The 23,025-nt window shown below is 72.3% G+C and carries 23 protein-coding genes; 7 read left to right on the top strand and 16 right to left on the bottom strand.

The genetic code is table 11. The features are described 5' to 3' along the window. Nucleotides 1-107 precede the first annotated feature (107 nt). The 8 genes from HGA03_RS02155 to HGA03_RS02120 all read right to left on the bottom strand — a co-directional run bounded on the left by HGA03_RS02155 (nt 108) and on the right by HGA03_RS02120 (nt 7,471). Nucleotides 108-869, bottom strand: coding sequence for an iron ABC transporter ATP-binding protein (locus HGA03_RS02155; RefSeq protein WP_168628548.1), 762 nt, complete (start codon nt 867-869; stop codon nt 108-110). Further along, nucleotides 866-1,834: an iron chelate uptake ABC transporter family permease subunit gene (locus HGA03_RS02150; protein WP_168628547.1), complete on the bottom strand. Its 969-nt coding sequence runs from the start codon at nt 1,832-1,834 to the stop codon at nt 866-868. Before HGA03_RS02150 ends, HGA03_RS02155 begins: the two co-directional genes overlap by 4 nt. Continuing rightward, nucleotides 1,827-2,822, bottom strand: a complete 996-nt coding sequence (locus HGA03_RS02145; protein ID WP_168628546.1) for an ABC transporter permease — start codon at nt 2,820-2,822, stop codon at nt 1,827-1,829. Before HGA03_RS02145 ends, HGA03_RS02150 begins: the two co-directional genes overlap by 8 nt. Then, nucleotides 2,819-3,811, bottom strand: a complete 993-nt coding sequence (locus tag HGA03_RS02140; RefSeq protein WP_168628545.1) for a siderophore ABC transporter substrate-binding protein — start codon at nt 3,809-3,811, stop codon at nt 2,819-2,821. Before HGA03_RS02140 ends, HGA03_RS02145 begins: the two co-directional genes overlap by 4 nt. 119 nt (nt 3,812-3,930) lie before the next feature. Further along, nucleotides 3,931-4,125 (bottom strand): hypothetical protein, encoded by a 195-nt coding sequence (locus HGA03_RS02135; protein ID WP_168628544.1) that lies wholly within the window; start codon nt 4,123-4,125, stop codon nt 3,931-3,933. Then, complete coding sequence (locus tag HGA03_RS02130; RefSeq protein WP_203767644.1) at nt 4,106-4,861, bottom strand: S24/S26 family peptidase; 756 nt, start codon at nt 4,859-4,861, stop codon at nt 4,106-4,108. The genes HGA03_RS02135 and HGA03_RS02130 overlap by 20 nt, the downstream gene beginning before the upstream one ends. A 4-nt stretch (nt 4,862-4,865) precedes the next feature. Further along, entirely contained in the window at nt 4,866-5,483 is a 618-nt protein-coding gene (locus HGA03_RS02125; protein ID WP_168628543.1) for a TasA family protein, read from the bottom strand. Between the two features lie 41 nt (nt 5,484-5,524). After that, nucleotides 5,525-7,471 (bottom strand): putative bifunctional diguanylate cyclase/phosphodiesterase, encoded by a 1,947-nt coding sequence (locus tag HGA03_RS02120; protein WP_239073707.1) that lies wholly within the window; start codon nt 7,469-7,471, stop codon nt 5,525-5,527. A gap of 287 nt (nt 7,472-7,758) precedes the next feature. Here HGA03_RS02120 and HGA03_RS02115 point away from each other — a divergent pair, with 287 nt between their 5' ends. The 4 genes from HGA03_RS02115 to HGA03_RS02100 all read left to right on the top strand — a co-directional run bounded on the left by HGA03_RS02115 (nt 7,759) and on the right by HGA03_RS02100 (nt 11,365). Next, nucleotides 7,759-8,409 carry a PilZ domain-containing protein gene (locus tag HGA03_RS02115; protein ID WP_168628542.1) on the top strand — a complete coding sequence of 217 codons (651 nt, stop codon included), beginning with the start codon at nt 7,759-7,761 and terminating at the stop codon, nt 8,407-8,409. A gap of 58 nt (nt 8,410-8,467) precedes the next feature. Then, nucleotides 8,468-9,976 carry a DEAD/DEAH box helicase gene (locus tag HGA03_RS02110; RefSeq protein ID WP_168628541.1) on the top strand — a complete coding sequence of 503 codons (1,509 nt, stop codon included), beginning with the start codon at nt 8,468-8,470 and terminating at the stop codon, nt 9,974-9,976. 84 nt (nt 9,977-10,060) lie between these two features. Beyond that, on the top strand, nt 10,061-10,465 hold the full coding sequence (msrB, locus tag HGA03_RS02105; RefSeq protein ID WP_168628540.1) for a peptide-methionine (R)-S-oxide reductase MsrB: 405 nt from the start codon (nt 10,061-10,063) through the stop codon (nt 10,463-10,465). 42 nt (nt 10,466-10,507) lie between these two features. Beyond that, nucleotides 10,508-11,365 (top strand): NERD domain-containing protein, encoded by an 858-nt coding sequence (locus HGA03_RS02100; protein ID WP_168628539.1) that lies wholly within the window; start codon nt 10,508-10,510, stop codon nt 11,363-11,365. Between the two features lie 17 nt (nt 11,366-11,382). Here the strand turns inward: HGA03_RS02100 and HGA03_RS02095 are convergent, their stop codons facing one another. The 6 genes from HGA03_RS02095 to HGA03_RS02070 all read right to left on the bottom strand — a co-directional run bounded on the left by HGA03_RS02095 (nt 11,383) and on the right by HGA03_RS02070 (nt 18,369). Then, nucleotides 11,383-11,841, bottom strand: a complete 459-nt coding sequence (locus HGA03_RS02095; protein WP_168628538.1) for a MarR family winged helix-turn-helix transcriptional regulator — start codon at nt 11,839-11,841, stop codon at nt 11,383-11,385. An 83-nt stretch (nt 11,842-11,924) separates the two neighbouring features. After that, entirely contained in the window at nt 11,925-13,502 is a 1,578-nt protein-coding gene (locus HGA03_RS02090) for an MFS transporter (RefSeq protein WP_168628537.1), read from the bottom strand. Between the two features lie 88 nt (nt 13,503-13,590). After that, on the bottom strand, nt 13,591-14,085 hold the full coding sequence (locus tag HGA03_RS02085) for a MarR family winged helix-turn-helix transcriptional regulator (RefSeq protein WP_168628536.1): 495 nt from the start codon (nt 14,083-14,085) through the stop codon (nt 13,591-13,593). 636 nt (nt 14,086-14,721) lie between these two features. Next, nucleotides 14,722-16,512 (bottom strand): gamma-glutamyltransferase family protein, encoded by a 1,791-nt coding sequence (locus tag HGA03_RS02080; RefSeq protein ID WP_203767650.1) that lies wholly within the window; start codon nt 16,510-16,512, stop codon nt 14,722-14,724. 58 nt (nt 16,513-16,570) lie between these two features. After that, nucleotides 16,571-17,407: an ABC transporter permease gene (locus HGA03_RS02075; protein ID WP_168628534.1), complete on the bottom strand. Its 837-nt coding sequence runs from the start codon at nt 17,405-17,407 to the stop codon at nt 16,571-16,573. Continuing rightward, on the bottom strand, nt 17,404-18,369 hold the full coding sequence (locus HGA03_RS02070; protein ID WP_168628533.1) for an ATP-binding cassette domain-containing protein: 966 nt from the start codon (nt 18,367-18,369) through the stop codon (nt 17,404-17,406). Before HGA03_RS02070 ends, HGA03_RS02075 begins: the two co-directional genes overlap by 4 nt. A gap of 125 nt (nt 18,370-18,494) precedes the next feature. On the opposite strand from HGA03_RS02070, the gene HGA03_RS02065 reads away from it, so the two are divergent. Then, a complete protein-coding gene (locus HGA03_RS02065) occupies nt 18,495-19,070 on the top strand; it encodes a PadR family transcriptional regulator (protein WP_168628532.1) in 576 nt (191 codons plus the stop codon). Here the strand turns inward: HGA03_RS02065 and HGA03_RS02060 are convergent. Both HGA03_RS02060 and HGA03_RS02055 read right to left on the bottom strand, forming a co-directional pair. Beyond that, nucleotides 19,060-20,553 (bottom strand): APC family permease, encoded by a 1,494-nt coding sequence (locus HGA03_RS02060; RefSeq protein WP_239073706.1) that lies wholly within the window; start codon nt 20,551-20,553, stop codon nt 19,060-19,062. The two genes, HGA03_RS02065 and HGA03_RS02060, sit on opposite strands and share 11 nt — an antisense overlap. Before the next feature lie 120 nt (nt 20,554-20,673). Continuing rightward, nucleotides 20,674-21,135 carry a tRNA (cytidine(34)-2'-O)-methyltransferase gene (locus HGA03_RS02055; protein ID WP_168628531.1) on the bottom strand — a complete coding sequence of 154 codons (462 nt, stop codon included), beginning with the start codon at nt 21,133-21,135 and terminating at the stop codon, nt 20,674-20,676. Nucleotides 21,136-21,226: 91 nt separating this feature from the next. Between HGA03_RS02055 and mgrA the strand changes: the two genes are divergently transcribed. Continuing rightward, nucleotides 21,227-22,267 carry an L-glyceraldehyde 3-phosphate reductase gene (gene mgrA / locus HGA03_RS02050; protein WP_168628530.1) on the top strand — a complete coding sequence of 347 codons (1,041 nt, stop codon included), beginning with the start codon at nt 21,227-21,229 and terminating at the stop codon, nt 22,265-22,267. Then, nucleotides 22,264-23,022: an alpha/beta fold hydrolase gene (locus tag HGA03_RS02045; protein WP_168628529.1), complete on the top strand. Its 759-nt coding sequence runs from the start codon at nt 22,264-22,266 to the stop codon at nt 23,020-23,022. The genes mgrA and HGA03_RS02045 overlap by 4 nt, the downstream gene beginning before the upstream one ends. Nucleotides 23,023-23,025: the final 3 nt, after the last annotated feature.

Below are 23,025 nucleotides of genomic sequence, written 5' to 3'. Positions count from 1 at the left end.
ACCCGTTCTGACCGCGGACCGGCGCTCCACCTCGCGGCCGGACCCGCTGTCCCCGAGCACACCCGGCCGACCACCATCCCTGCCACCGCGGCACCGCCGCCCCGCGGTCAGCGGTAGTACACCGCCAGCGGATACCCGGCCTCGCCGTCGATCACCTGGACCGGCGTGCCGAAGACCTCCTCCAGCACGCCGGGCCGCATGACCTCGGCCGGCGTCCCGGTGTGCAGCACCTGCCCGTCGCGGAGCGCGACGATGTGGTCGGCGTAGGCGGAGGCGAAGTTGATGTCGTGCAGCACCATGACGATGGTGGAGCCGAGCAGGTCGCAGGCGCGGCGGAGCTGGTGCATCATCTCGACCGCGTGCCGCATGTCCAGGTTGTTCAGCGGTTCGTCCAGCAGCACGTAGCGGGTGTCCTGGGCGAGCACCATCGCCACGTAGGCGCGCTGGCGCTGGCCGCCGGAGAGCTGGTCGAGGTACCGGCCCGCCAGGTGGGTCAGGTCGAGCAGTTCCAGGGCGGTGTCCACTCGCTCGCGGTCGGTGGCGGTGAGCCGGCCCTGGGAGTGCGGGAACCGGCCGTACTCGACCAGCTGGCGCACGGTGAGCCGGGTGACGAAGTGGTTCTCCTGGCGCAGCACCGACAGCACGGTGGCCAGTTCGCGGCTGGGGGTGCGGGCCACGTCCCGGCCGTCGACGGTGGCCTGCCCGGCACTGGCGTCCAGCAGCCGGCCGATGATGGTCAGCATGGTGGACTTGCCGGCCCCGTTCGCGCCGACCAGGGCGGTGATGCCGCCGGCCGGGATCTCCAGGTCGACCGGCCCGAGCACCGTGGTGCCCTGGTAGTCCTTGGTGACGTCGGTCAGCCGGATCATCGCAGTCCCTTGCGCAGCAGGAGGATCAGGAAAGTCAGTCCGCCGGCGAACTCGATGATCACCGAGAGCATGCCGGCGGCGTAGAAGACGTGTTTGAGCACCGCGTACCCGGTGAGCAGCGTGCCGGTGCCGAGCAGGACGGCCATCGGCAGCACCCGGGCGTGCTGGGGGCCGGGGGTGAGCGAATAGGCGAGGGTGGCGACCAGGAAGCCGAGGAAGGTCATCGGCCCGACCAGGGTGGTGGAGATCGACACCAGCACGGCGACCACGATCAGGATGCCGGTGACCTCGCGCCGGTAGTGCAGGCCGAGGTTGGTGGCGGTCTCCCGGCCGAGGGCGAGCACGTCCAGCCGGTGCCGCCGCCGCCACACCAGTACCGCGACCCCGGCGCAGATCAGCGCGGCCCAGGGCAGGTACTGCGGGTTGGAGTTCGACAGGTTGCCGAACAGCCGGGCGGACAGGATGTCGAACTCGCTCGGCGTCAGCAGCCGCTGCATCACGGTGGACAGCGATCCGAAGCCGAGTCCGAGCACGACGCCGACCAGCAGCATCAGGTGCAGGTTCGACCGTTTGCCGGAGAACAGCCAGCCGTAGAGCACGGTGGCGAAGCCGACCATCAGCGCACTCTGGATCACCACCTTCGGCAACCCGTCGGTGGCGTTCAGCGACGCGGCGCCGAAGACGAAGACCAGTGCGGTCTGCATCACGGTGTACAGCGCGTCGAAGCCCATGATCGACGGGGTGAGGATGCGGTTGCCGGTGACGGTGTGGAACAGCACGGTGGCCACGCCCTGGCAGAACGCGACCACCAGGACGGTGCCGACGCTGGTCAGCCGCATCCGCACCACCAGGTCGAAGGCCCGGCTGCCGGGGTCGGCGCTGATTCCGTAGGTGAGCACCACGGCGGCGGCGACCAGGGTGAGCGCGCCGAGCAGGGCGTACCGGGGCCAGACCCGTTCAGCCACGGCGCCACTGCCGGGTGATCAGGGCCAGGAACACCGCCGCGCCGACCACGCCCAGCACCATGGACACCGGGACCTCGAACGGCATCCGGACCACCCGGCCGACGATGTCGCAGACGGTGATCAGGGCGACCCCGCCCAGGCAGACCCAGGGGATGGACGAGCGCAGGTCGTCGCCGCGCAGCATGGACACGATGTTCGGCACCACCAGGCCGAGGAAGGGCAGGAAGCCGACCACCACCGTGGTGACCCCGGTGGACACGGCGACCAGCACGGTGCCGAGCAGCACCAGCCGGTCGTAGTGCAGCCCGAGCCCGGTGGCGACGTCCTTGCCCAGCCCGGCGACGGTCAGCCGGTCGGCGAGCAGCCAGACCGCCACCGCCACCGCCGCGACCACCCACAGCACCTCGTACCGGCCGCGGACCACCTGGGTGAACGAGCCCATGAACCAGGTGCCGAGCATCTGCAGCCGGTCGGTGGAGACCGCGAGGTAGGTGGTGAAGGACGACACGACGGCGCCGAGCATGATGCCGACCAGGGGCACGACGAGCGAGGACCGGAAGGCGATCCGGCGCAGCACCGTCATGAAGATCAGCGTCCCGACCAGGGCGGCGGCGCTGGCGACCAGCATCTGCACGGTGAGCCCGGCCCGCGGGGCGAGCAGGGTGACGACCAGCAGGCCGAGGGCGGCCCACTCGGTGGAGCCGGTGGTGGTGGGTTCGACGAACTTGTTCTGGGTGAGCAGCTGCATCACCAGGCCGGAGGTGCTCATCGCGATCCCGGCCAGCACCAGCGCCAGGGTCCGGGGCACCCGGGAGGCCCAGAACATCTGCGCCCCACCCTCGGCGGACAGGTCGTAGACCCCGACGAACAGCGAGGTGACCACCAGGCCGGCGACCACCAGCACGGCGAGGGGCAGGGCGAGCCGCCGCAGCGGCCGGCGCGGGGTGGCGACGGCCGCTGCGGGTGCCCGGTCGAGCGTGCGCGTCACGCCGCGTCGGTGAAGGCGTCCCGGATCTGCTCGAACAGTGCCGTGTACGCCTGGATGTCCTCGGTCAGGTAGAAGTCCGGGTCCAGGTAGATGATCTGGCCCTCCTGCACCGCGGTGACGCCGGCCAGCAGCTCGGAGCCGCCGATCAGCTCGGTGGCGGCGACGTAGCCCTCGGTGTCCAGCGCGCCGTCCCGGTCGAGCACGATCAGCCAGTCCGGGTTGGCCTGGGCGACCGCCTCCAGGGAGATGTCGTCGCCGTGGGTGGAGTCCTCGGCCTCGGTCTCGATGGCGGGCACCAGGTCGAGGGCGGTGAACACCGGGCCGACCGCGCGACCGGTGCCGGGGGCGGCGTAGGAGATCTCGCCACCGGAGGTGATCAGGCCGAGCACGGTGCTCTGGCCGTCGTAGGCGTCGGCGGCCTCGGCGGTGGCGGTCTCCAGCGCGTCGGCGAGCTGCTGGGCCTCGTCCTGCTTGCCGAAGATCTCGCCGAGGGTGGTCACCTGCCGGATCAGGCCGTCGGTGATCAGCTCGTCGTCGCGCGGTTCGGTCTCGATGGTGGTGGCGATGCCGGACAGGTCGTCGTAGTAGTCGCCGAACCGCGAGCCGCCGATGATCAGGTCCGGCTCGGCGGCGATGACCTGCTCCAGGTCGGGCTCGCGGTGGGTGCCGACGTCCAGGATCGCGTCGTCGTCCTGGTACTCCGGCCAGATGCCGGTGCCCATCAGGCCCTTGGCGGCGGCGACCAGCTCGATGTCCCAGTCGCTGAGGGTCTGCAGGACGTGGTTGTCCAGGGCGACCACCCGCTCGGGCTGGTAGGGCACCTCGATCTCGCCGTGGTTGTCGGTGATGGTGACGGTGCCCGGGTCAGTGGACTCCGCAGCCGCGGAGCTGGAGCCGGCGCCCGGTTCGGCGCTGGAACAGCCGGTGAGGGCCAGGAGCCCGGCCGCGAGGGTGGCGGCGACGACGGTGGAACGGCGTGGTGCGGTCACGTGGAACTCTCCGTGGTTGGCGATGGCCGGACGGGAGCGGCTGAGATCCCGCCGGTCGGTCGCGGTCACCTTAGCCTTTCCTAACTAAGGATTAGCTAACTTGATCGGATCGTGACCTGTCAGGGGGTGGTGGAGGGGGTCGGCGCCGGGCTGGTGGGCGCGATCGAGATCGTGATCGTGACCTGGGCGTCGGCGCCGAAACCCGCCCGGGCCAGACCGGCGGCGGGCAGTCCGAGGGCGAGGGTCGCCAGGACGATGCCGAGCACCACGCGCTGGGTGCGGCTCAGGCCCCGGTCAGGTGAGGAGGAGGTCATCGTCCGCCTCCCGCCGCGGGGTCGGAGCGGCGGACCGGCGGGCCCGGCGCTCGCGGAGCAGGGCGAGCAGTTCCAGGGTCGCCAGCGCGGCCAGCGGCGGGCCGAGCAGCACCAGGCGGCCGATCGGCGACCCCGCCCAGGCCAGCACCCAGCCCCACTTGGGGTGCACGTCCAGCACGATGCCCCGGACCTGGGACAGCGGGGTGGCGTCCGGGTCGGGCGCGGCGTTGGCGTCGCCCTTGGTGAAGATGTACGGCCGCATCAGCGGTTCGCCGGTGTCCGGATCCAGGGTCGGCACCATCCGGCCGGTGTCGGTGTCCTGCTGCATCACCGGCAGTGACTGCAGGGCCACGATCCGGTGCGTGACCAGCTGGTCCGACCCGACCGGCCAGAACGAGGCGACCTGCCCGACCCGCAGCTCCGAGGGGTCGCTGATCTGCCGCAGCACCACGGCGTCCCCGGCGTCGAACGCCCCCTCCGCCGATCCGGACATCGACCCGGAGGTGACGATCATCAGCCGCTGGTCGTTGAGCGTGAACCACAGCGGCACCGCCACCGACGCCGCATACGCCAGCCCGAACACCACGACGATCGTCCACAGCGCCGCGGTCACCGCCCGCCGGCCCGGGGTGACGGGCATCGAGCGGTGCCGGGGGGTCGCGGGCGCACGACGGTCGTACACCGGCTGCGTGGCGTGCACGCTCGCCCGGCGTCCGAAGGCGGCGGGTGCGGTCATCGGCTCACTGGTGCGGGTTCTCGGGGTCCTGTTGCGCGACGAACGTCAGGGTGAGGTCGGTCCGGGAGTCCTGGTAGTCGTTGCCGATGTCCGGCACGTTGACCCGGACGCACAGCTCCTCCGACGCGCGGGCGATCAGGCCACGGTCGGCGGTGGTCAGTGCGGTCGCCGACCGGGCGAGTCCGGGACCGACCGTGCCGATCGGGGTCAGGCCGGCCACACCGTCGGCGGAGCAGGTGCCGGTGGCGAACAGCTCCATCGTGAGCACGTCGGCCAGGCCCTTGTTGTCGTCGTTGCTCGCCGCGTACTGCACGCCGTAGGTCAGCGCGAGTGAGCCCGCGTTGTTGACCGTGACCGGGCTGTAGATCGAGTCGCCGGGGGCCAGGTTGCCCGGCGGCAGGGTGAAGGCGACGTCCTCGCCCGCCTCGATGTCCACCGTGCCGGTGACGATGCCGGTCCGGCCGCTGTCGTCGTTGTCGGTGAAGATCGCGGAGGTGACCAGGGTGGTCAGCCCGAGCCCGGCCATGCCGAGGATCGCCGCGGTCCCGATCAGGCGCCGTCGCCGGGCCGGGTCCCGGCGCGGTGCCGGCGGGGTGATCATGTCCTGGAGCAGGTCGTCCATCAGTGGTCCTCACGAGTGAGCGGATGAGGGCTGTTCGGGTGTTATCGGTTGGTGTTACGGGTGACTTGAGGCGATGTGTCGGGTTTTTCTTCACCCAGTCGGGGCAGGTGGGCGGCGGCGAGCCGCTCCGCCGGGACGGCCGGGGAGTACAGGTAGCCCTGGGCCTGGTCGACGGTGAGGCGGCGCAGGGCATCGGCGGTGTTCTCGTCCTCGACGCCCTCGGCGACCACCTGCAGTCCGAAGGAGTGCGCCAGGTCGACCATCGCCTTGACCACCACCTCCGAACCGCGCTTGCCGGTGCTGGCCAGGTCGGCGACGAACAGCCGGTCGATCTTCAGCCCGTGCACCGGCAGGTCGCGCAGCTGGGAGATCGAGGTGTTGCCGATCCCGAAGTCGTCGATCGACACCCGGACCCCGATCTCGCCCAGCCGGTGCAGCACCGGCACCACCCGGGAAGGGTCGGAGACCAGGGCGGTCTCGGTGATCTCGACCTCCAGCAGCTCCGCGGGCACCTGGTGCAGGGTGAGCAGGTCCTCGATCACCTCCACCACGTCCTGGGCGGTGACGTCGTGGGCGGACAGGTTCACCGCCACCGGCACCGGCGCCCGGTCCACCGACCACTGCGCGAGCTGGGCCACGCAGGCACGCAGCGCGTACCGGGTCAGGTCGTGGATCAGGCCGGACTGCTCGGCCAGCGGAATGAACAGGTCGGGCGGCAGCATCCCGCGGGTGGGGTGCCGCCAGCGCATCAGCGCCTCCAGGCCGATCGACCGGCCGGTGCCCAGGTCGATCTTCGGCTGGTAGTGCATCTCGAGCTCGTCCTCGACGCTGAGCGCCCGGTGCAGGTCGCCGAGCAGCACCAGCCGGGCGGGGGAGGAGTCGTCCTCCTCCGGGGAGTACACCGAGACGCCGAGCCGGTGGGTCTTGGCGGTGTACATCGCGACATCGGCCATCCGCATCAGCGAGGAGGCGTCCAGCGCGTGGTCCGGCAGGCAGGCGACGCCGATCGAGGTGTCCACGTGCAGCGCCAGGTCGCCGAGCGGGAACGGCGGGGCGAACAGCTGGCGGACCCGGCGGGCGGCGGCCTCGGCGTCGGCGACCGAGCGGATGTCCGGCAGCAGGATCGCGAACTCGTCGCCACCGAGCCGGGCGACCACGTCGTCGGAGCGCATCGCGTCCCGCAGCCGGGTGGCGACCTGTTGCAGCAGTTCGTCCCCGCGGTCGTGGCCCAGGGAGTCGTTGATGTCCTTGAACCGGTCCACGTCCAGCAGGGCCAGCCCCACCGTGGTGCCAGACGCCCGGTGCCCGGCGATCGCCCGCTCCAGCCGGTCGCCGAGCATCCGGCGGTTCGGCAGGCCGGTCAGGGCGTCGATCAGCGCGAGCCGGGCGTTCTCCAGCGCGGAGGTGTGCAACCGGTGCGAGGCATTGCGCACGGTGCGGAACAGCAGCAGCCAGAGCAGCAGCAGCCCGCCGGCGACCACCGCGGTGACCGTGCGTACGGCGCGGGTCAGGGCGGTCTGGGTCTGCGAGTAGTCCAGCATCACCTCGGCGGCGCCGACCACCGTCCCGTCGTGCTCGATCGGCACGTAGACGTCGAGCTGGGTGGATTCGGTGCCGCCGAACTGCTGGCCGCGCACCTCGGTCACCACCTGAGCGTCCGGTTCCTGCTGCCGGGTCGCGGCGTCCAGCCGGTCGCCGTCCGGGAAGCCGGTGGAGTCCTGCTGGGAGTCGAAGAGCAGCACCCCGTCGACCGACCACAGCCGCAGCCGGGTCAGGTGCTCGAAGCCGGCGACCTGCTCGGCGATCCGGTCGGAGGTCTCCGGGTCCAGAACGCCGACGGTGTAGGCGTCCTCCGGGACCGCGGAGGTGGCGTAGGACTCGATGCTCTGCGCCATCGCGATCCCGTCCCGGCGGGCCTGCGCGCTCATCACGTTGGCGGTCACCCAGACCAGCGCGACGCCCAGCGCGAGCATGGCCAGCACGCTCACGACGGCGAAGTACCGGGTCAGGGACCAGCGGCGTCGGGCGGTAGCCAGCAGAACCTCGCGGAGGGACGCAGGAAGGCCGCCCGCGGGCACGGGCGACTCGGGGCGAGACTAGGGGTGTGTGGGGGAATAAGCGAGGGTGGCGGCTTTGGGCGTTTCGGATGAATCGGACGTCCGTGAGTGGCAATTCACCCGGCTATCAGGGTGAAACCCCCCGCCGTCGCCGCGCGGCCAGGGGTCGGCCTGAGTAGCGTGACCGCGCCCCGACCGCCGACCCGAGGATGGCCCCGATGCACGAGCTCGCCGTCTGCACCGTCGAGGTCGACGGGGTGATCCGGCTGGACGGCTACGTCCGGGCGTTCGAGGACGGTGTGATGTGGGTCGGATCGGAGAGCCTGGTCCGCGGCTTCACCGAGGGTGAACGGGTCGTGCTCCGGGTGCTGGACGACCAGCGCGGCGAGTGCGTCTACGGCGGGACCGTCGGTCGGTCCTCCGCCGATCTGCTCGGCTGCTCCGAGGTCGAACTGCTGTCCACCCTGCAGAAACGCGCGGTGGCCCGGGTGCAGGTCCGGGTCGAGTGCGAGGGCTGGGTCACCTTCCCCGAGGGCCTGGAACCCGGCGACGACGAGCCCGCCGACCGCGACCCCGCCACCGGCGAACGCCGCTGCCGGTTCGTCGCCCTCGATGTGTCCGCGCACGGGATGCGTATGATGTGTATGACCGACCTCCCGATCGGGAGCACGGTCCGGTTCGTCTTCCCCGAGCTCCCCGAGGCGTTCTGGCTGCACGCGGACATCGTGCGCGCCCAACCATCCAGGAGCGGCACCCACTACGGCTGCCGGTTCCGGGATGCCAGTCCCCGGGAGCTCGACGAACTGTTCAGCTATGTCCTGCGCACGCAGGGCGCCCTGCGCCGCCAGCAGATGCTCAGCCGAGACTGAGCCGGGCCGCGCAGCCGAGCGCCGGTGATCGCGCGGGCCCGACCGCCCGAAAGGCGACATGACCTTCATCGACCTCGGCGTTCCTGCCGTGCTGGCCCGCTCCCTCGCGGACCGCGGCATCGACGCGCCGTTCCCCATCCAGTCCGCCACTCTGCCGGACACCCTCGCGGGCACCGACGTGCTCGGCCGCGGCCGCACCGGCTCCGGCAAGACCCTGGCGTTCAGCCTGCCGGTGGTGACCCGGCTGGCCGCCTCCGGCAAGCCCCGCACCTCCGGCCGCCCGCGGTCGCTGATCCTGGCGCCCACCCGCGAGCTCGCCTCCCAGATCCACGCCACCGTCGCGCCGCTGGCCGACGCCCTCGGCCTGACCAGCACCACCGTCTTCGGCGGCGTCGGCCAGGGCCCGCAGGTCGCGGCGCTGAAGAAGGGCATCGACGTCCTGGTCGCCTGCCCCGGGCGCCTGGAGGACCTGATCAAGCAGGGGCTGTGCTCCCTGGACGCGATCGAGATCACCGTGCTGGACGAGGCCGACCACATGGCCGACCTCGGCTTCCTGCCGGTGGTCCGCCGCCTGCTCGACCGCACCCCGGCCAAGGGCCAGCGGATGCTGTTCTCCGCCACCCTGGACAACGGCGTGGACACCCTGGTCAAGCGCTACCTGCACCAGCCGGTCACCCACTCCGTCGACCCGGCCGTGGCCCCGGTGTCGACCATGACCCACCACGTCTTCGCGCTCGCCGACGCGGACGCCAAGAAGCAGGTGCTGCGCGAGCTCGCCTCCGGCACCGGCCGCCGGGTGCTGTTCACCCGCACCAAGCACCAGGCCAAGAAGCTCGCCAAGCAGCTGACCGCGGACGGCATCCCCGCCGTGGACCTGCAGGGCAACCTCGGCCAGGGCGCCCGCGAGCGGAACCTCGCCGCCTTCACCTCCGGCGAGGTCCGGGTGCTGGTCGCCACCGACATCGCCGCCCGTGGCATCCACGTCGACGACGTCGAGCTGGTCGTGCACGTCGACCCGCCGGCCGAGCACAAGGCGTACCTGCACCGCTCCGGCCGCACCGCCCGGGCCGGCTCCGGTGGCGTGGTCGTCACCCTGCAGCTGCCCGAGCAGGCCGGCGACGTCCGCGACCTGACCCGCAAGGCGAAGATCACCGTCACCCCGCAGCAGGTCGGTCCCGGCTCCGCCGCGGTCGCCGCCCTGGTCGGGGAGGTCGCCCCGCGGGTGCAGCCCGCCCCGGCCGCCGCGCCGGTGCAGGGCACCTCGACCGGGCGCAACGCGACCGCGAAGCGGGCCCGGCGGTCCGGCGGCGGGGCTGCGGTGCCGGCGACGGCCGAGCAGTCCTCCGGTGGCGGTCGCCGTCGCCGTGGGCGTGGCCGGGGTGCCGGGAACCCGGCGGCTCCGGCTGCGGGCGGGAACCGGGCCGGTGGCAGCACCAGCGGCCGTCAGGGCGCGGGATCTCCTGCCGCCCAGCCGGCCGGCGCCGGTGGGCAGCCGCGGCGCAACCGCAACCGCCGGGCCGGTCGCGCCCAGGGTCCGGCCCAGACGGGCGCTCGCGCGGCGGGCTGAGGCCGGCTGCGGAACACTCGGGTGTGATCCCGGGTTGCACCGCTGCGGCCCTTCAGCCGGAAGGGTGCGCGAGAGGAGGACACCGTGACGTACGAGGTCACCAAGAACGAGTCCGAGTGGCGGGCCGTGCTGAACCCCGCCGAGTTCCAGGTGCTCCGCCTGGCCGGCACCGAGCGCCCGTGGACCGGTGAGCTGCTGGACGAGAAGCGCGAGGGCGTCTACCGCTGTCGCGCCTGTGGCAACGAGCTGTTCCGCTCGGAGACCAAGTTCGACTCGCACTGCGGCTGGCCGAGCTTCTACTCGCCGCTGGCCGGCGACCGGGTGGAGCTGATCGAGGACCGCAGCCTGGGCATGGTGCGCACCGAGGTCCGCTGCGCCAAGTGCGGCTCGCACCTGGGGCACGTCTTCGACGACGCGCCGCAGACCCCCACCGGCGACCGGTTCTGCATGAACTCGGTCAGCCTGACCTTCGAGCCGGTCGGGGAGTAGCCGGGGGTTCAGGTCGGGCACCCGGCTGCCGATAGTCCTGACATGGAACCGGCCCTGATCGTGCACCGGTGGCGCCGCTACGGCGCCGACCGGTTGTACGTGCGGGCCGGGACCGGCGCGCCGCTGGGCAGCATCGACCTGGTCACCGGGGCGGTGGACCTGGCGCGGGGCGCGGAGTGGGCCGACGGTGCGGTGCGGACCGCCGCCCAGGCGTTCCTGCGCCGGGACCTGCCCGAGCTGGTGCTGCCGCTGTCCGAGGTGCTGGACGCGACCGGTCCGCGTGGCCGGCGTGCCGCACCCGGTCCGGCCGATCACCAGGCGGGCGAGATCGCGGTCACCCCGGCACCGTTGCCGGGCTTCGCAACCCTGACCGGTCCGGCGCTGCCCGCTGCGCGTGGGCGGCACCGGGCCGAGGACGCTGCTGGCGACGACTCGCTGCGGGAGCGGCTGGACCGGCTGGTGCTCTCCGGCTGGTCGGTGCTGCACGACGTCCCGGTGGGCCGCCAGGGGACCGTGCTGGACGATCTGCTGATCGGCCCGGGCGGGGCGTTCGCGGTGGCCGACGCCACCCGGATCACCGCCCAGGGCTTCGTGCTGGACGGCCGCCGGCTGTCCGCCGACGGCGAGGCGGTGGCCCAACTGCGGGACGTCCGGCTGGCGGCGGCCCGGGCCAGTGCGCTGCTGCGGGCCGCGGTCGGGACCCCGGTGGGGGTGCGCGGCGTGCTGGTGGTGGGTGCCCCGGTGCAGCGGGTGGCGGCCGCGGATGCCTGGGCAGTGGAGCTGGACGCGGTGCCGGAGTGCTTCGAGCGGCTGCCGCGGCGCTGGGACGCCGGGCGGGTGGCGGCGCTGACCCAGGTGGCCCGGCGGCCGAGCACCTGGTCGCTGACCTGGGCGCACTGAACTGCTGCCGGTGGGGGTCAGGCGTCGTCGGCGGGCCGGTGGATCGCCAGGTCCTGGTTCAGCCGGGCGAGCTGGTCGGCCAGCACCCCGCGGTCGTCGTCGCCCCACTCGGTGAGCGCCGCGGCCAGGTACTCGCGCCGGGCCTGTCGCGCCCGGGCCATCTGCTCCTCGCCGACGGCGGTCAACCGGAGCAGCTGGCCGCGGGAGTCGTGCGGGTCCGCCTCGCGCTCGATCAGGCCGAGTTGTTCGATCCGGGCCAGCTGGCGGGACATCGTGCCGCGGCCGACCCCGATCAGCCGGGCGAGCTCCCCGGCGCGGATGCCGGGCGACTGCGCGATCCGGACCAGCAGCAGGTAGGCGGACGGCTCCAACTCGGGGTGCACCTGCCGGGCCAGGCGCTCGGACTGGGACCGGGCCCGGCGCAGCAGCAGGCCGAGCTCGGCCTCGATCCGGGCCAGCGGGTCCAGGGCGTCCATGTCGTCATTCTTCCCCACCGGCGGACATGGCACTGCCCCCGCCCGGGTGTCCGGACGGGGGCAGTGACGGCGCCGGTGAGCGGTCAGGCCTCGACCGACTCCAGTTCGTCCATCACCGCGGCGCGCTGCTCCAGGCCGGAGCGGTTCCCCAGCGGGACCTCCTTGAGGAAGATCACCGCGATCAGGGCGACCACACCCAGCGGCGCGGCGACCAGGAACAGCTCGGCGATCGCGTCACCGTAGGAGGACTCCACGATCGTCTTGATCGGCTCCTGCATGGTGGACACGTCCGGGACGGAGCTGCTGCCGCCGCCCAGGGCGCTCGGGTCGATGCCGATGGCGCTCAGGCCGTCCATGATCAGCGTGGTGATCCGCGAGGACAGCACCGCACCCAGCGCGCTGACGCCGATCGCACCACCGAGGGTCCGGAAGAACGCCACGGTCGCGGTGCCGGAGCCGATCTCGTCCACTGCCAGGGTGTTCTGCACCGCCAGCACCAGGTTCTGCATCAGCATGCCGACGCCGGAGCCCAGGATGAACATGTACAGGCTGACCAGCACGAAGCTGGTGTCGTAGTGGATCGTGCCCATCAGCACCAGGCCGACGGTGAGCACCGCGGCACCGGCGATCATGAACTTCTTGTAGTGCCCGGTCTTGGTGATCCGGCGACCGCTCAGGGTCGAGGACAGGAACACACCCAGGATCATCGGGATGGTCAGCAGACCGGACTGGGTCGGGGTCTTGCCGCGGGCGACCTGCATGTACTGGCTCAGGAACACCGAGGTGCCGAACATCGCGACGCCGACCGCCACCGAGGCGACCACGGAGAGCACCAGCGTGCGGTTCTTGAACAGGTTCAGCGGGATGATCGGGTCGGCGGCCCGGGACTCCACCCACACCGCCAGGGCCAGCAGCACCAGGGAGCCACCGGTCATGGCCCAGGTCTGCCAGGACAGCCACTCGAAGCTGCTGCCGGCGAAGGTGACCCAGAGCAGCAGGCAGGCGATGCCGGCGCTGATCAGCACGGCGCCCAGGTAGTCGATCTTGACCACCTTGCGGACCATCGCGGGCAGCTTCAGCGTGATCTGCAGGACGATGATCGCGGCCACCGCGAACGGCAGCCCGACGAAGAAGTTGTACCGCCAGCCCAGGCTGTCGGTGATCACACCGCCGAGCAGCGGGCCACCGACCATGCCGATGCCCATGATGCCGCCCATCAGGCCCATGTACTTGCCGCGCTCGCGGGGGCTGAGGATGTCGGACATCAGGATGGTCGCCAGCGCGGTCAGACCACCGGCGCCGATGCCCTGGAACGCGCGGGCGCCGATCAGGAAGCCGACGGTGTGCGCGAACCCGGCGGCGGCGGAGGACACCACGGAGATGATCAGCGCGATCTGGATCAGCAGCTTGCGATCCATCAGGTCGGCGAGCTTGCCCCAGATCGGGGTGGTGATCGTGGTGGTCAGCAGGGTGGCGGTGACCACCCAGGTGTAGGAGTGCTGCGAGCCGTTCAGGTCGCTGACGATCTTGGGCAGCGAGCTGGAGACCACGCTCGTGGCCAGCACGGACACGAACATGCCGAGCAGGATGCCGGAGAGTGACTCCAGCACCTGCCGGTGCGTCATGGGGGCGGGCGAGGCCGCCATCGGGGTGTCGGTCATGCGTCTCGGCTTTCGGTTCGTGAGGGTGGAACCCGGCGCCGTCGTCGGGAAGGGGAGGGGGCGGTGCGGTCCGCCTGTTCAGTGACGGTCAGGCGGTGGCCAGCGCGGGGAGCGGGGTGTCCGGCTCCGGCGCGGCATGCTCGGTGATCGCGCCGACGGCGTCGGCGATCTGGTTGATCTGGGCGGCGGCGGCGCGGATCTGCTCGGCCGTCCAGCCGGCGAAGGTCTCGGCCAGCAGTGCGTCCAGCCGGACCCGGGTCTGGGCGGTGAACACCCGGCCCTGCTCGCTCAGCCGCACCGTGCGCACCCGGTGGTCGGTGCCCGGGGCGCTGGGCCGGGTGCGTTCGGCGTAGCCGGCCTCGACCAGCGCGGTGGTCTGGCGGCTGGCGACCGAGATGTCCACCCGCAGGTGGGTGGCCAGGTCGCCGATGGTCAGTTCGCCACGCTTCTCCAGCAGCCAGAGCACGCCGAGTCCGGCGCGGGGGCAGTCGAGTTCCCGTGCCAGCTTCTCCCCGACCTCGCGCTGGACGCGGGACAGGCGGCTGATCGAGTCGATCAGGACGCGGGCGGAATCGGTGGTCACGGGCTGCCTTCTCTCTTGGTTGCAGCAGGCAACTTACGTCGCATGGTTGCAGAAGGCAACTGTCGAGGGTGTGACGTGCGCCGCACCCCCGCCCCGCGCGGCCTGGCGACCCGCCCGATCCTCGCCCCCGCGCGGCACGGTCCCCGGCCCGGCGACCCGCCCGCGTTGCTCCACCCCGAGTGCGGTGCATCGGTCGCGAGTGCGGTGTCGAGGCGGGAGTGCCGAACTCGTGGCCTACGGGCAGCGTTGCACCCGAGTGCCGGTCGTCGGTCGTGGGCGCGGTGGCGTCACCGCCGGTGTCGGATCGGGAGTGCCGAGCTCGGGCGCCCGGGGTGGTGCTGCACCCGAGTGCGGGGCGTCGGTCGTGAGTGCGGTGGCGCGGCTGACGATGTCGAGGCGGGAGTGCCGAACTCGCGATCTCCGGGGTGGCGCTGCACCCGAGTGCGGTGCGTCGGTCGTGAGTGCGGTAGCGCGGCTGACGACGTCGGAGCGGGAGTGACGAACTCGCGACCCCCGGGCGGCGCTGCACCCGAGTGCGGTGCATCGGTCGCGAGTGCGGTGGCGCGGTTGACGATGTCGAGGCGGGAGTGACGAACTCGGGCCCCTGGGTCGCCGCGGGGCGGCCCGGTCCGCGGCTCAGCGGCCGGCGGCGTAGCCCTGCATCCCGCGCGGGTTCGCCGCGGCGTGCAGCAGGCCGTCGGCCCGCACGCCGGCGGCGCTGACTCGGCCGAGCGTCCAGTCCCCGGCGTCCCGCACCGCGTGTCCCCGCTCGCGCAGCCCGTCGAGCACCGCCGCGCCCAGCCGGCTCTCCGCCTCGACGCCCAGGCGCTCGCTGACTCGGGGGTGGAAGGACGACGGCACGTGGGTGGAGTGCCAGTTCGGTGCGTCGATCGCCGCCTGCAGGTCCGCACCCCAGAGCAGGTGGTGCAGCAGGAACGGGATCGTCCACTGGTCCTGCTGGTCGCCGCCGGGGGTGCCGAAGGCGAAGCCGCTGCCGTCCTCGCGGAGCACCATCGCCGGGCTGAGCGTGGTGCGCGGACGGCGACCGGGCGCCAGGGAGGCGGGCAGCCCGGGTTCCAGCCAGAACATCTGCGCCCGAGTCGGCAGGCCGAAGCCCAGTCCGGGCACGACGGGGGAGGACTGCAACCAGCCGCCGGAGGGGGTGGCGGAGACCCGGTTGCCCCAGCGGTCCACCACGTCCACGTGGCAGGTGTCGCCGCGGGTCTCGCCGGTGGTCTCGATCCGCATCGCCTCCGGGCCGCTGGGCCCCCGGGTCGGCTCGCCGCCGCCGGCCACTCCGGCCTCACCCTGGAACCGGCCGGGCCAGATCCCGTCCACCGGGCTGCCGAACACCCCGGCCAGTCGCGGGGTGCGGCCACCGGGGGAGCCGGGTCGCAGGCCGTCGGCGGCGGTGTGCCCGACCAGGGTCGCCCGGGCGGCGGCATAGGCCGGGTCGAGCAGGTCGTCCAGCGGGGTGCTGCCGTCGTCGCCGTACCAGGCCTCCCGGTCGGCGAAGGCGAGCTTGGCCACCTCGATCGCGGTGTGCACCAGCTCCACCGAGCCGGGTTCGGCATCGGCGACGTTCAGGGCGGCCAGCATCTGCAGCTGCTGCAACAGCACCGGGCCCTGGCCCCAGGCGGCGGTCTTGTGCACCCGCACCCCGGCGAAGTCGACCGCGGCGGTCGGCTCCTCGGTGGGCCGCCAGCCGGCCAGGTCGTCGGCGGTGAGCAGCCCGGTGTGGTCCGCTCCGGAGGAGTCCCGCACCGGGGTCCGCACGAAGTCCGCCATCGCCTCGGCGACGAACCCGGCGTAGAACGCCCGGTGGGCGGCCTCGATCTGCGCCAGCCGGTCCGGCCCGGCGGCGGTCGCCTCCGCCAGCAGCCGGCGGTAGGTCGCGGCCAGTGCCGGGTTGCGGAACCGGGCGCCGGGCTCGGGCAGCTCGCCGTGCGGCAGGTAGACCTCGGCGGAGGTCGGCCAGTGCTCGGTGAACAGCTGCCTGACCGTGCCGATGGTGCGCACGGCGGCGGGCACCAGCGGGTAGCCGTCCTCGGCGTAGCCGATCGCCGGGCTCAGCACGTCGGCCAGCGGCAGGGTGCCGTACCGGGCCAGCAGGTCCAGCCAGGCCCCGACCGCGCCGGGCACCACGGCGGCCAGGTGCCCGGTGCCGGGGATCTCGGTCAGCCCGAGGGCGGTGTAGGCCTCGATGGTGGCGGCGGCCGGTGCCGGTCCCTGGCCACACAGCACGAAGGTGTGATCGTCGGCGGCTCGGTGCCCGATCAGCGGGGCGTCGCCGCCGGGCCCGTTCAGGTGTGGTTCGACCACCTGCAACGTGAACCCGGCGGCCACCGCCGCGTCGAAGGCGTTGCCGCCCTGTTCCAGGATCCGCATGCCGGCCGCACTGGCCAGCCAGTGGGTCGAACCGACCATGCCGTGGGTGCCGACGAGTTCCGGGCGCGTGGTGAACACCCGGCCACCGTAGTCGTGGTCAGCGGGCGTACCGGCGCATGGTGAGTGGGCCGAACACCGCGATCAGCCCGGCGCTCCACGCCAGAACGGACAGCACCTCGTTGCCCACCGGCACATCGTTCATCAGCCCGCGCACCGCCGTGACCAGGTCGGACACCGGGTTGACGTTGACGAAGGCCTGCAACCAGCCGGGCATGGTCGAGGGGTCGACAAAGATGTTCGAGCCGAAGGTCACCGGCGTGATCACCATCATGCTCACCCCCATCACCGAGTTCGGCGTGCGCAGGATGAGTGCCAGGAAGGTCCAGATCCAGCCGAAGGCGAAGGCGAACAGCAGCAGCAGTCCGACCCCGGCGGGCACCCCGAGCCAGTTCTCCGGGCGGAAGCCGATCGCCAGCCCGAGCAGCAGGACCACGGTGCAGGAGATGGTGAACCGCACCGCGTCGCCGAGCAGCATCCCGACCAGGGCGGACGGCCGCCAGATCGGCAACGAGCGGAACCGGTCGAAGACGCCCTTCTGGATGTCGGTGTTCAGCGTGACGCCGGTGTACATCGTGATCATGATGACGCCCTGCACCAGGATCCCCGGCAGCAGGAACTGGATGTAGTCGTCCACGCTGCCGGCGATCGCACCGCCGAACAGGTAGGTGAACAGCAGCGTCATCATCACCGGGAACGCGGTGACGTCGAACAGCTGCTCCGGCACGTGCTTGATCTTGAGCAGCGCCCGCCAACCGAAGGTCAGCGAGGTGCGCAGCCCGGATGGCCGGGCCGGTCGCGATCCGGTGCCCAGCGCGGCACGGACCGCGGCGACGGTGGTGTCCCGGTCCGCGACGGTGGTCTCCTCGACGCTCATGCCACCGCCTCCTCGTCCGGGGTCTCCTCGGCCGGGCTGCCGGTCAGGGCGAGGAAGACCTCGTCCAGGGTCGGCTGGCCGAGCGAGAACTGCGCGATCGGCACATCGGTCTGCTCCAGCGCGGCGATCGCCCGCATCGCCGGGGCGGAGGAGTCGACCGCGGCCGACAGCGCGGCGGGGTCGGCCTCGTCGGTGATCGCCTCGCCCAGCAGCGGGCGCAGCACCTCGCGGGCCCGGGGGCGGTCGTCCGGATTGAGCAGCCGGATGTGCAGGGCGCTGGCACCGACCGAGGCCTTGAGCTGGCCCGGGGTGCCCTCGGCGATCACCCGGCCGGCGTCGATCACGCTGATCCGGTCGGCGAGCTGGTCCGCCTCGTCCAGGTACTGGGTGGTCAGCAGCACGGTGGTCCCGGCCTGCACCATCGCCCGGACGATGTCCCAGACCTGGTTGCGGCTGCGCGGGTCCAGACCGGTGGTCGGCTCGTCCAGGAAGATCAGCTCCGGGGTGAGCACGATGCTGGCGGCGATGTCGATCCGGCGCCGCATCCCGCCGGAGTACTTCTTCACCTGCCGGTCGGCGGCGTCGGTCAGGCCGAAGGCGGCCAGCAGTTCCTCCGCGCGGGCCCGGGCGCCCGGACGGCTGTAGCCGTACAGCCGGGAGATCAGGATCAGGTTCTCGATCCCGGTCAGGTCCTCGTCCACCGAGGCGAACTGCCCGGTCAGGGCGACCTTGCTCCGCACCTGGTCTGCCTCGGCCACCACGTCGTGGCCGAGCACCCGGGCGGAGCCGGCGTCCGGCCGCAGCAGGGTGGCCAGCATCCGGATGGTGGTGGTCTTCCCGGCGCCGTTCGGGCCGAGGAAGCCGTGCACGCCGCCGGCGGCGACCGTGAGGTCGATGCCGTCCACGGCGCGGGTGGTGCCGAAGAGCTTGACCAGCCCCTCGGTCTCGATCGCGATGGTCATGGGTCCTCCAGGGTGGTGCGACACGGCTGGAGCTCGGCGCCGGCGAGGGGCGCGAGGACTGGGGGACGCTCCCCCCGCGGCTGCTATTCCTAGTAGGAATACGACGATCAGCGTAGGTTGGCGCCGTGACGTCGGCAAGGGATTTCGCGGAACCGCTCAACCCGACCGCGTACGCCCTGCTCGGCCTGCTGATGTTCGCCGGCCGGACCGACACCGCGGTGACCGCCTACGAACTCAAACAGCGCGCCGATCGCACCCTGCGCTACTACTGGGTCGCCCCGGCGATGAGCCAGGTGTACTCCGAGGTGGAACGACTGGTCGGCGCCGGGTACGTCCGCGCCGTCGAGGAGGCCGGCAGCCGCGGCACCCGCTACGTGATCACCGACACCGGCGAGCAGGTGCTGCGCCGCTGGCTGGCCGAGACGCCCGCCGACTTCCCGGTGCTCAAACACCCGGTCGCGCTCCGGCTGCTGATGGGGCACCTCAGCGACCCGGCGACCGTGCGCGGGATGCTCGACGACTACGTCGCCGCGCTGGCCGACCGGCGCCGGGACCTGGAGCAGGTCCGGGCGATGCTCGGCGACCGGGAGGAGGTCCGCTACCCGGCGATGGTCGCCGACTGGGGGCTGGCCTACTACGACGCCGAGGAGCGGATCGTCGCCGACCTGCGCCGCCGGGTGGACGACGACCTCACTCCGTGACCGCCTCGGCCGGCGCCCGGTGCAGCCGGGAGTGCCGGTAGGAGTACAGCGCGTAGATCGCGATCCCGACCGCCAGCCAGGCCAGGAACCGCAGCCAGGTGGTCACGGTCAGGTTGCTCATCAGCCACAGGCAGGCCAGGCCGGAGATGATCGGCAGCACCGGCGACCACGGCACCCGGAAGCCGCGGGCCAGGTCCGGCCGGGTGCGGCGCAGGATCGGGATGCCGAAGCTGACCAGGACGAAGGCCGACAGCGTGCCGATGTTGATCATCTCCTCCAGCAGCTCGACCTTGGCCAGCCCGGCGATCAGCGCCACCGCGATGCCGCAGATGATCTGCAACCGGGCCGGGGTGCGGAACCGGGGCGAGGTACGCGAGACCGCGCGCGGCAGCAGGCCGTCCCGGCTCATCGAGAACACGATCCGGGTCAGGCCGAGCAGCAGCACCATGATCACCGAGGTCAGGCCGACCAGGATGCCGACCGAGATCACCTTGCCCGCCCAGTCCGCGCCGACCAGCGCGAAGGCCGTGGTCAGCGACGGGCTCTCCGACTCCGCCAGCGCGGTGTACGGCACCATCCCGGTCACCACGATCGTGACCAGCACGTACAACACGGTGACGATCGCCAGACCGCCGAGGATGCCGCGCGGCAGCGCCTTCTGCGGATTCTTGGTCTCCTCCGCGGTGGTGGCGACCACGTCGAAGCCGATGAAGGCGAAGAACACCAGCGCCGCACCGGACAGGATGCCGACGATGCCGTATGTCGACGGCTCCAGCCCGGACAGGAACGCGAACAGCGACTGGTGCAGGCTGGAGTCCGAGGCGGCCGGCTCCGACGGCGGGATGAACGGGCTGTAGTTCTCCGCCTTCACGTAGAAGAACCCGGCGACGATCACGAACAGCGTGATGCCGACCTTGAGGATGGTGAAGATGCTGTTCACCCGGGTGCTGAGCTTGGTGCCCACCGCCAGCAGGGTGGTGAACACCCCGACCACCAGCACCGGCCCCCACTCCAGGTCCACCGGCCCCAGGTGCAGCGTGGTCGGCACGTTCACGCCGAACAGCCCGAAGGCGTCCGACAGGTACACGCCCCAGAACTTCGCGATCACCGCCGCGGCCAGCAGCATCTCCAGGATCAGGTCCCAGCCGATGATCCAGGCCACGAACTCGCCCATCGTGGCGTAGCTGAAGGTGTAGGCCGACCCGGCGACCGGCAGCGTGGAGGCGAACTCGGCGTAACACATGATCGCCAGCGCACAGACGACCGAGGCGATGATGAACGAGAGGATCACGCCCGGTCCGGCGTAGTTCGCCGCCGCCGTCGCCCCCACCGAGAAGATGCCCGCGCCGACCGCCACCGCGACCCCGAGCACCGCCAGGTCCCAGGCGGTCAGGTCACGGCGCAGTGAGCGTTCCGGGTCCTCGGAGGTCGCGACGGTCTCCTCGACGGACTTACGGCGCAGGATGCTGCGGTTGATGGCCACGGTGGGACCCCTTTGGTCGGCAACGGCGACCGAGCATTCCGTCCCTGAGGGGTCGGCGCATCCCGATGTCCGCGATGTGAGCGGTCATGAGGTGGTGAACCGGCCGGTATTGAGTGGTGGTCAGACCCCATCCGGGAAGCCGAGCTGCCGCCAGGCCTCGTACAACGCGATCGAGGCGGAGTTCGTGAGGTTCAGTGAGCGGCGGCCGGGCAGCATCGGGATCCGCAGCAGACCGGTCACCCGCGGGTGCGCCAGGACCTCCGGCGGCAGGCCGGTCGGCTCCGGCCCGAACAGCAGCGCGTCCCCGTCCTGGTAGTCCACCCCGGTGTAGCCCTGGTCGGTGTGCGTGGTGAAGGCGAACACCCGGCCGGGCAGCGCGGCGAGGGCATGCTCCAGATCCGGGTGCACGACGGTGTTCGCCAGGTCGTGGTAGTCCAGCCCGGCCCGCTTCAGGCGCGGCTCGTCCATCACGAAGCCCAGCGGCTCCACCAGGTGCAGGGTCGCCCCGGTGGCCGCGGCCAGCCGGATCGCGTTGCCGGTGTTGCCGGGGATCCGGGGTTCGAAGAAGACGACGTGCAGCACGCGAGGAGTCTGCCACCCGGTGCCCGCGCTAGGTGCCGGGTGAAAGGTGGGATCATCGAGCTGCACCCACCCCGTCCGAGGAAGGCCGACGATGCCCGTTCTCCCCCCGTACCGTGCCGCCGACGACCGGTACGAGTCGATGCCCTACCGCCGCACCGGCCGCTCCGGCCTGGATCTGCCGGCCCTGTCGCTCGGCCTGTGGCACAACTTCGGCGACGTGAACCCGATGGAGACCCAGCGCGCCGTGCTGCGCCGGGCGTTCGACCTCGGGATCACGCACTTCGACCTGGCGAACAACTACGGCCCGCCCTACGGCTCGGCGGAGACCAACTTCGGCCGGCACCTGGCGCAGGACTTCCGGCCGTACCGCGACGAGCTGGTGATCTCCTCCAAGGCGGGCTACGACATGTGGCCCGGTCCCTACGGGGATGGTGGGTCGCGCAAGTACCTGCTGGCCAGCCTGGACCAGTCGCTGGCCCGCACTGGGCTGGACTACGTGGACATCTTCTACTCCCACCGCCCGGACCTCAGCGTGCCGCTGGCGGAGACGATGGGCGCGCTGCACACCGCCGTCACCAGCGGCAAGGCGCTGTACGCGGGCATCTCCAACTACAGCCCGTCCGCCACCCGCGAGGCGGCGCGCATCCTGGCCGACCTGGGCACCCCGCTGCTGATCCACCAGCCGTCGTACTCGATGTTCAACCGGCACGTGGAGCAGGTCGCCGAGGGCGAGACCGAGGCGCTGCTGGACACCGTCGGCGAGCTGGGCGTCGGGATGATCGTGTTCTCCCCGCTGTCCCAGGGGCTGCTGACCGGCCGTTACCTGTCCGGCGAGGTGCCGGCCGGGTCCCGCGCCGCCCAGGGCCGGTTCCTCACCGCGGACGCGATCAGCGACACCTACCTGGAGCGGGCCCGCGGGCTGAACGCGATCGCCGAGGGCCGGGGGCAGACGCTGGCCCAGCTCGCGCTGACCTGGGTGCTGCGTGACCAGCGGGTGACCTCCGCGATCATCGGGGCGTCCTCGGTGGAGCAGCTGGAGGACAACGTCCGGGCGCTGACCGCCGATCCGCTCACCGACGAGGAGCTCGCCGCCATCGAGCCGCTGGCCGTGGACGGGACCGGGCGCCGGTGACCGCCGGTGTCACCCCACTGCCCCTGGTGCTGTTGCACGGCCTGACCGACTCGGCTGCCTGCTGGCCGAGCGTGGTCGAGGCGGTCGGCGACAGCCGCCCGGTGATCGCCCTGAACGCCCGCGGCCACGGCGGGATGCCGCTGCCGGACGAGCCGTTCACCGTCACCGCGCTGGCCGCCGACGCCGCGCGGGAGCTGCGGGCCCGTGGCATCGGCCCGGCGATCGTGCTCGGGCACTCGATGGGCGGGGTGACCGCCGAGGTGCTGGCGCTGCACGCACCGGACCTGGTCGCCGCGCTGATCCTGGAGGACCCGGCCTGGCCCGGCGGCGGCGACGACGGTGGGGCGCCGGCCTGGCTCGGCGACACCGTCCGCCGCCTGGCCGGCCGCCCCCGCGACGAGCTGACCGCGATCGCGGCGACCGACTGCGCCGGCTGGCCCGCCGCGGAGACCGACGGCTGGATCACCGCCAAGCAGGGGCTCGACCGCCGGCTCGCCGACGTGCCGCACCAGTGGCAGGAGCGGGACTGGGTCGCGGCGACCGCCGAGCTGCGGGTCCCGGTCACCCTGATCACCGGCGAGACCGCCCGCGGCTCGATCGTGACCCCGGCACAGGTCGAGGTGGCCCGGGCGGCGCTGGGCGACCGGCTGACCCACGTGCCAGTGCCCGGGGTGGGGCACAACATCCGCCGCGAGGCGCCCGGAGCGTTCCTGGCCGCGGTCCGGGACGCCCTGCACCGGGCGGACCGGGGCTGACGG

It is taken from the genome of Cellulomonas denverensis, from assembly GCF_012396125.1.
GTDB classification, from domain to species: domain Bacteria; phylum Actinomycetota; class Actinomycetes; order Actinomycetales; family Cellulomonadaceae; genus Cellulomonas; species Cellulomonas denverensis.
The sequence above is the reverse complement of the archived record's forward strand: the minus strand, read 5'-3'. Positions and strand labels throughout refer to the sequence as shown.

Coding starts and splice junctions, on each gene's coding strand:
- HGA03_RS02115 (WP_168628542.1), top strand. CDS start 7,759: ATGCACGAGCTCGCCGTCTGCACCGTCGAGGTCGACGGGGTGATCCGG.
- mgrA (WP_168628530.1), top strand. CDS start 21,227: ATGCCCGTTCTCCCCCCGTACCGTGCCGCCGACGACCGGTACGAGTCG.
- HGA03_RS02095 (WP_168628538.1), bottom strand. CDS start 11,841: ATGGACGCCCTGGACCCGCTGGCCCGGATCGAGGCCGAGCTCGGCCTG.
- HGA03_RS02125 (WP_168628543.1), bottom strand. CDS start 5,483: ATGGACGACCTGCTCCAGGACATGATCACCCCGCCGGCACCGCGCCGG.
- HGA03_RS02100 (WP_168628539.1), top strand. CDS start 10,508: ATGGAACCGGCCCTGATCGTGCACCGGTGGCGCCGCTACGGCGCCGAC.
- HGA03_RS02135 (WP_168628544.1), bottom strand. CDS start 4,125: ATGACCTCCTCCTCACCTGACCGGGGCCTGAGCCGCACCCAGCGCGTG.
- HGA03_RS02130 (WP_203767644.1), bottom strand. CDS start 4,861: ATGACCGCACCCGCCGCCTTCGGACGCCGGGCGAGCGTGCACGCCACG.
- HGA03_RS02075 (WP_168628534.1), bottom strand. CDS start 17,407: ATGAGCGTCGAGGAGACCACCGTCGCGGACCGGGACACCACCGTCGCC.
- HGA03_RS02110 (WP_168628541.1), top strand. CDS start 8,468: ATGACCTTCATCGACCTCGGCGTTCCTGCCGTGCTGGCCCGCTCCCTC.
- HGA03_RS02090 (WP_168628537.1), bottom strand. CDS start 13,502: ATGACCGACACCCCGATGGCGGCCTCGCCCGCCCCCATGACGCACCGG.
- HGA03_RS02155 (WP_168628548.1), bottom strand. CDS start 869: ATGATCCGGCTGACCGACGTCACCAAGGACTACCAGGGCACCACGGTG.
- HGA03_RS02070 (WP_168628533.1), bottom strand. CDS start 18,369: ATGACCATCGCGATCGAGACCGAGGGGCTGGTCAAGCTCTTCGGCACC.
- HGA03_RS02080 (WP_203767650.1), bottom strand. CDS start 16,512: ATGGTCGGTTCGACCCACTGGCTGGCCAGTGCGGCCGGCATGCGGATC.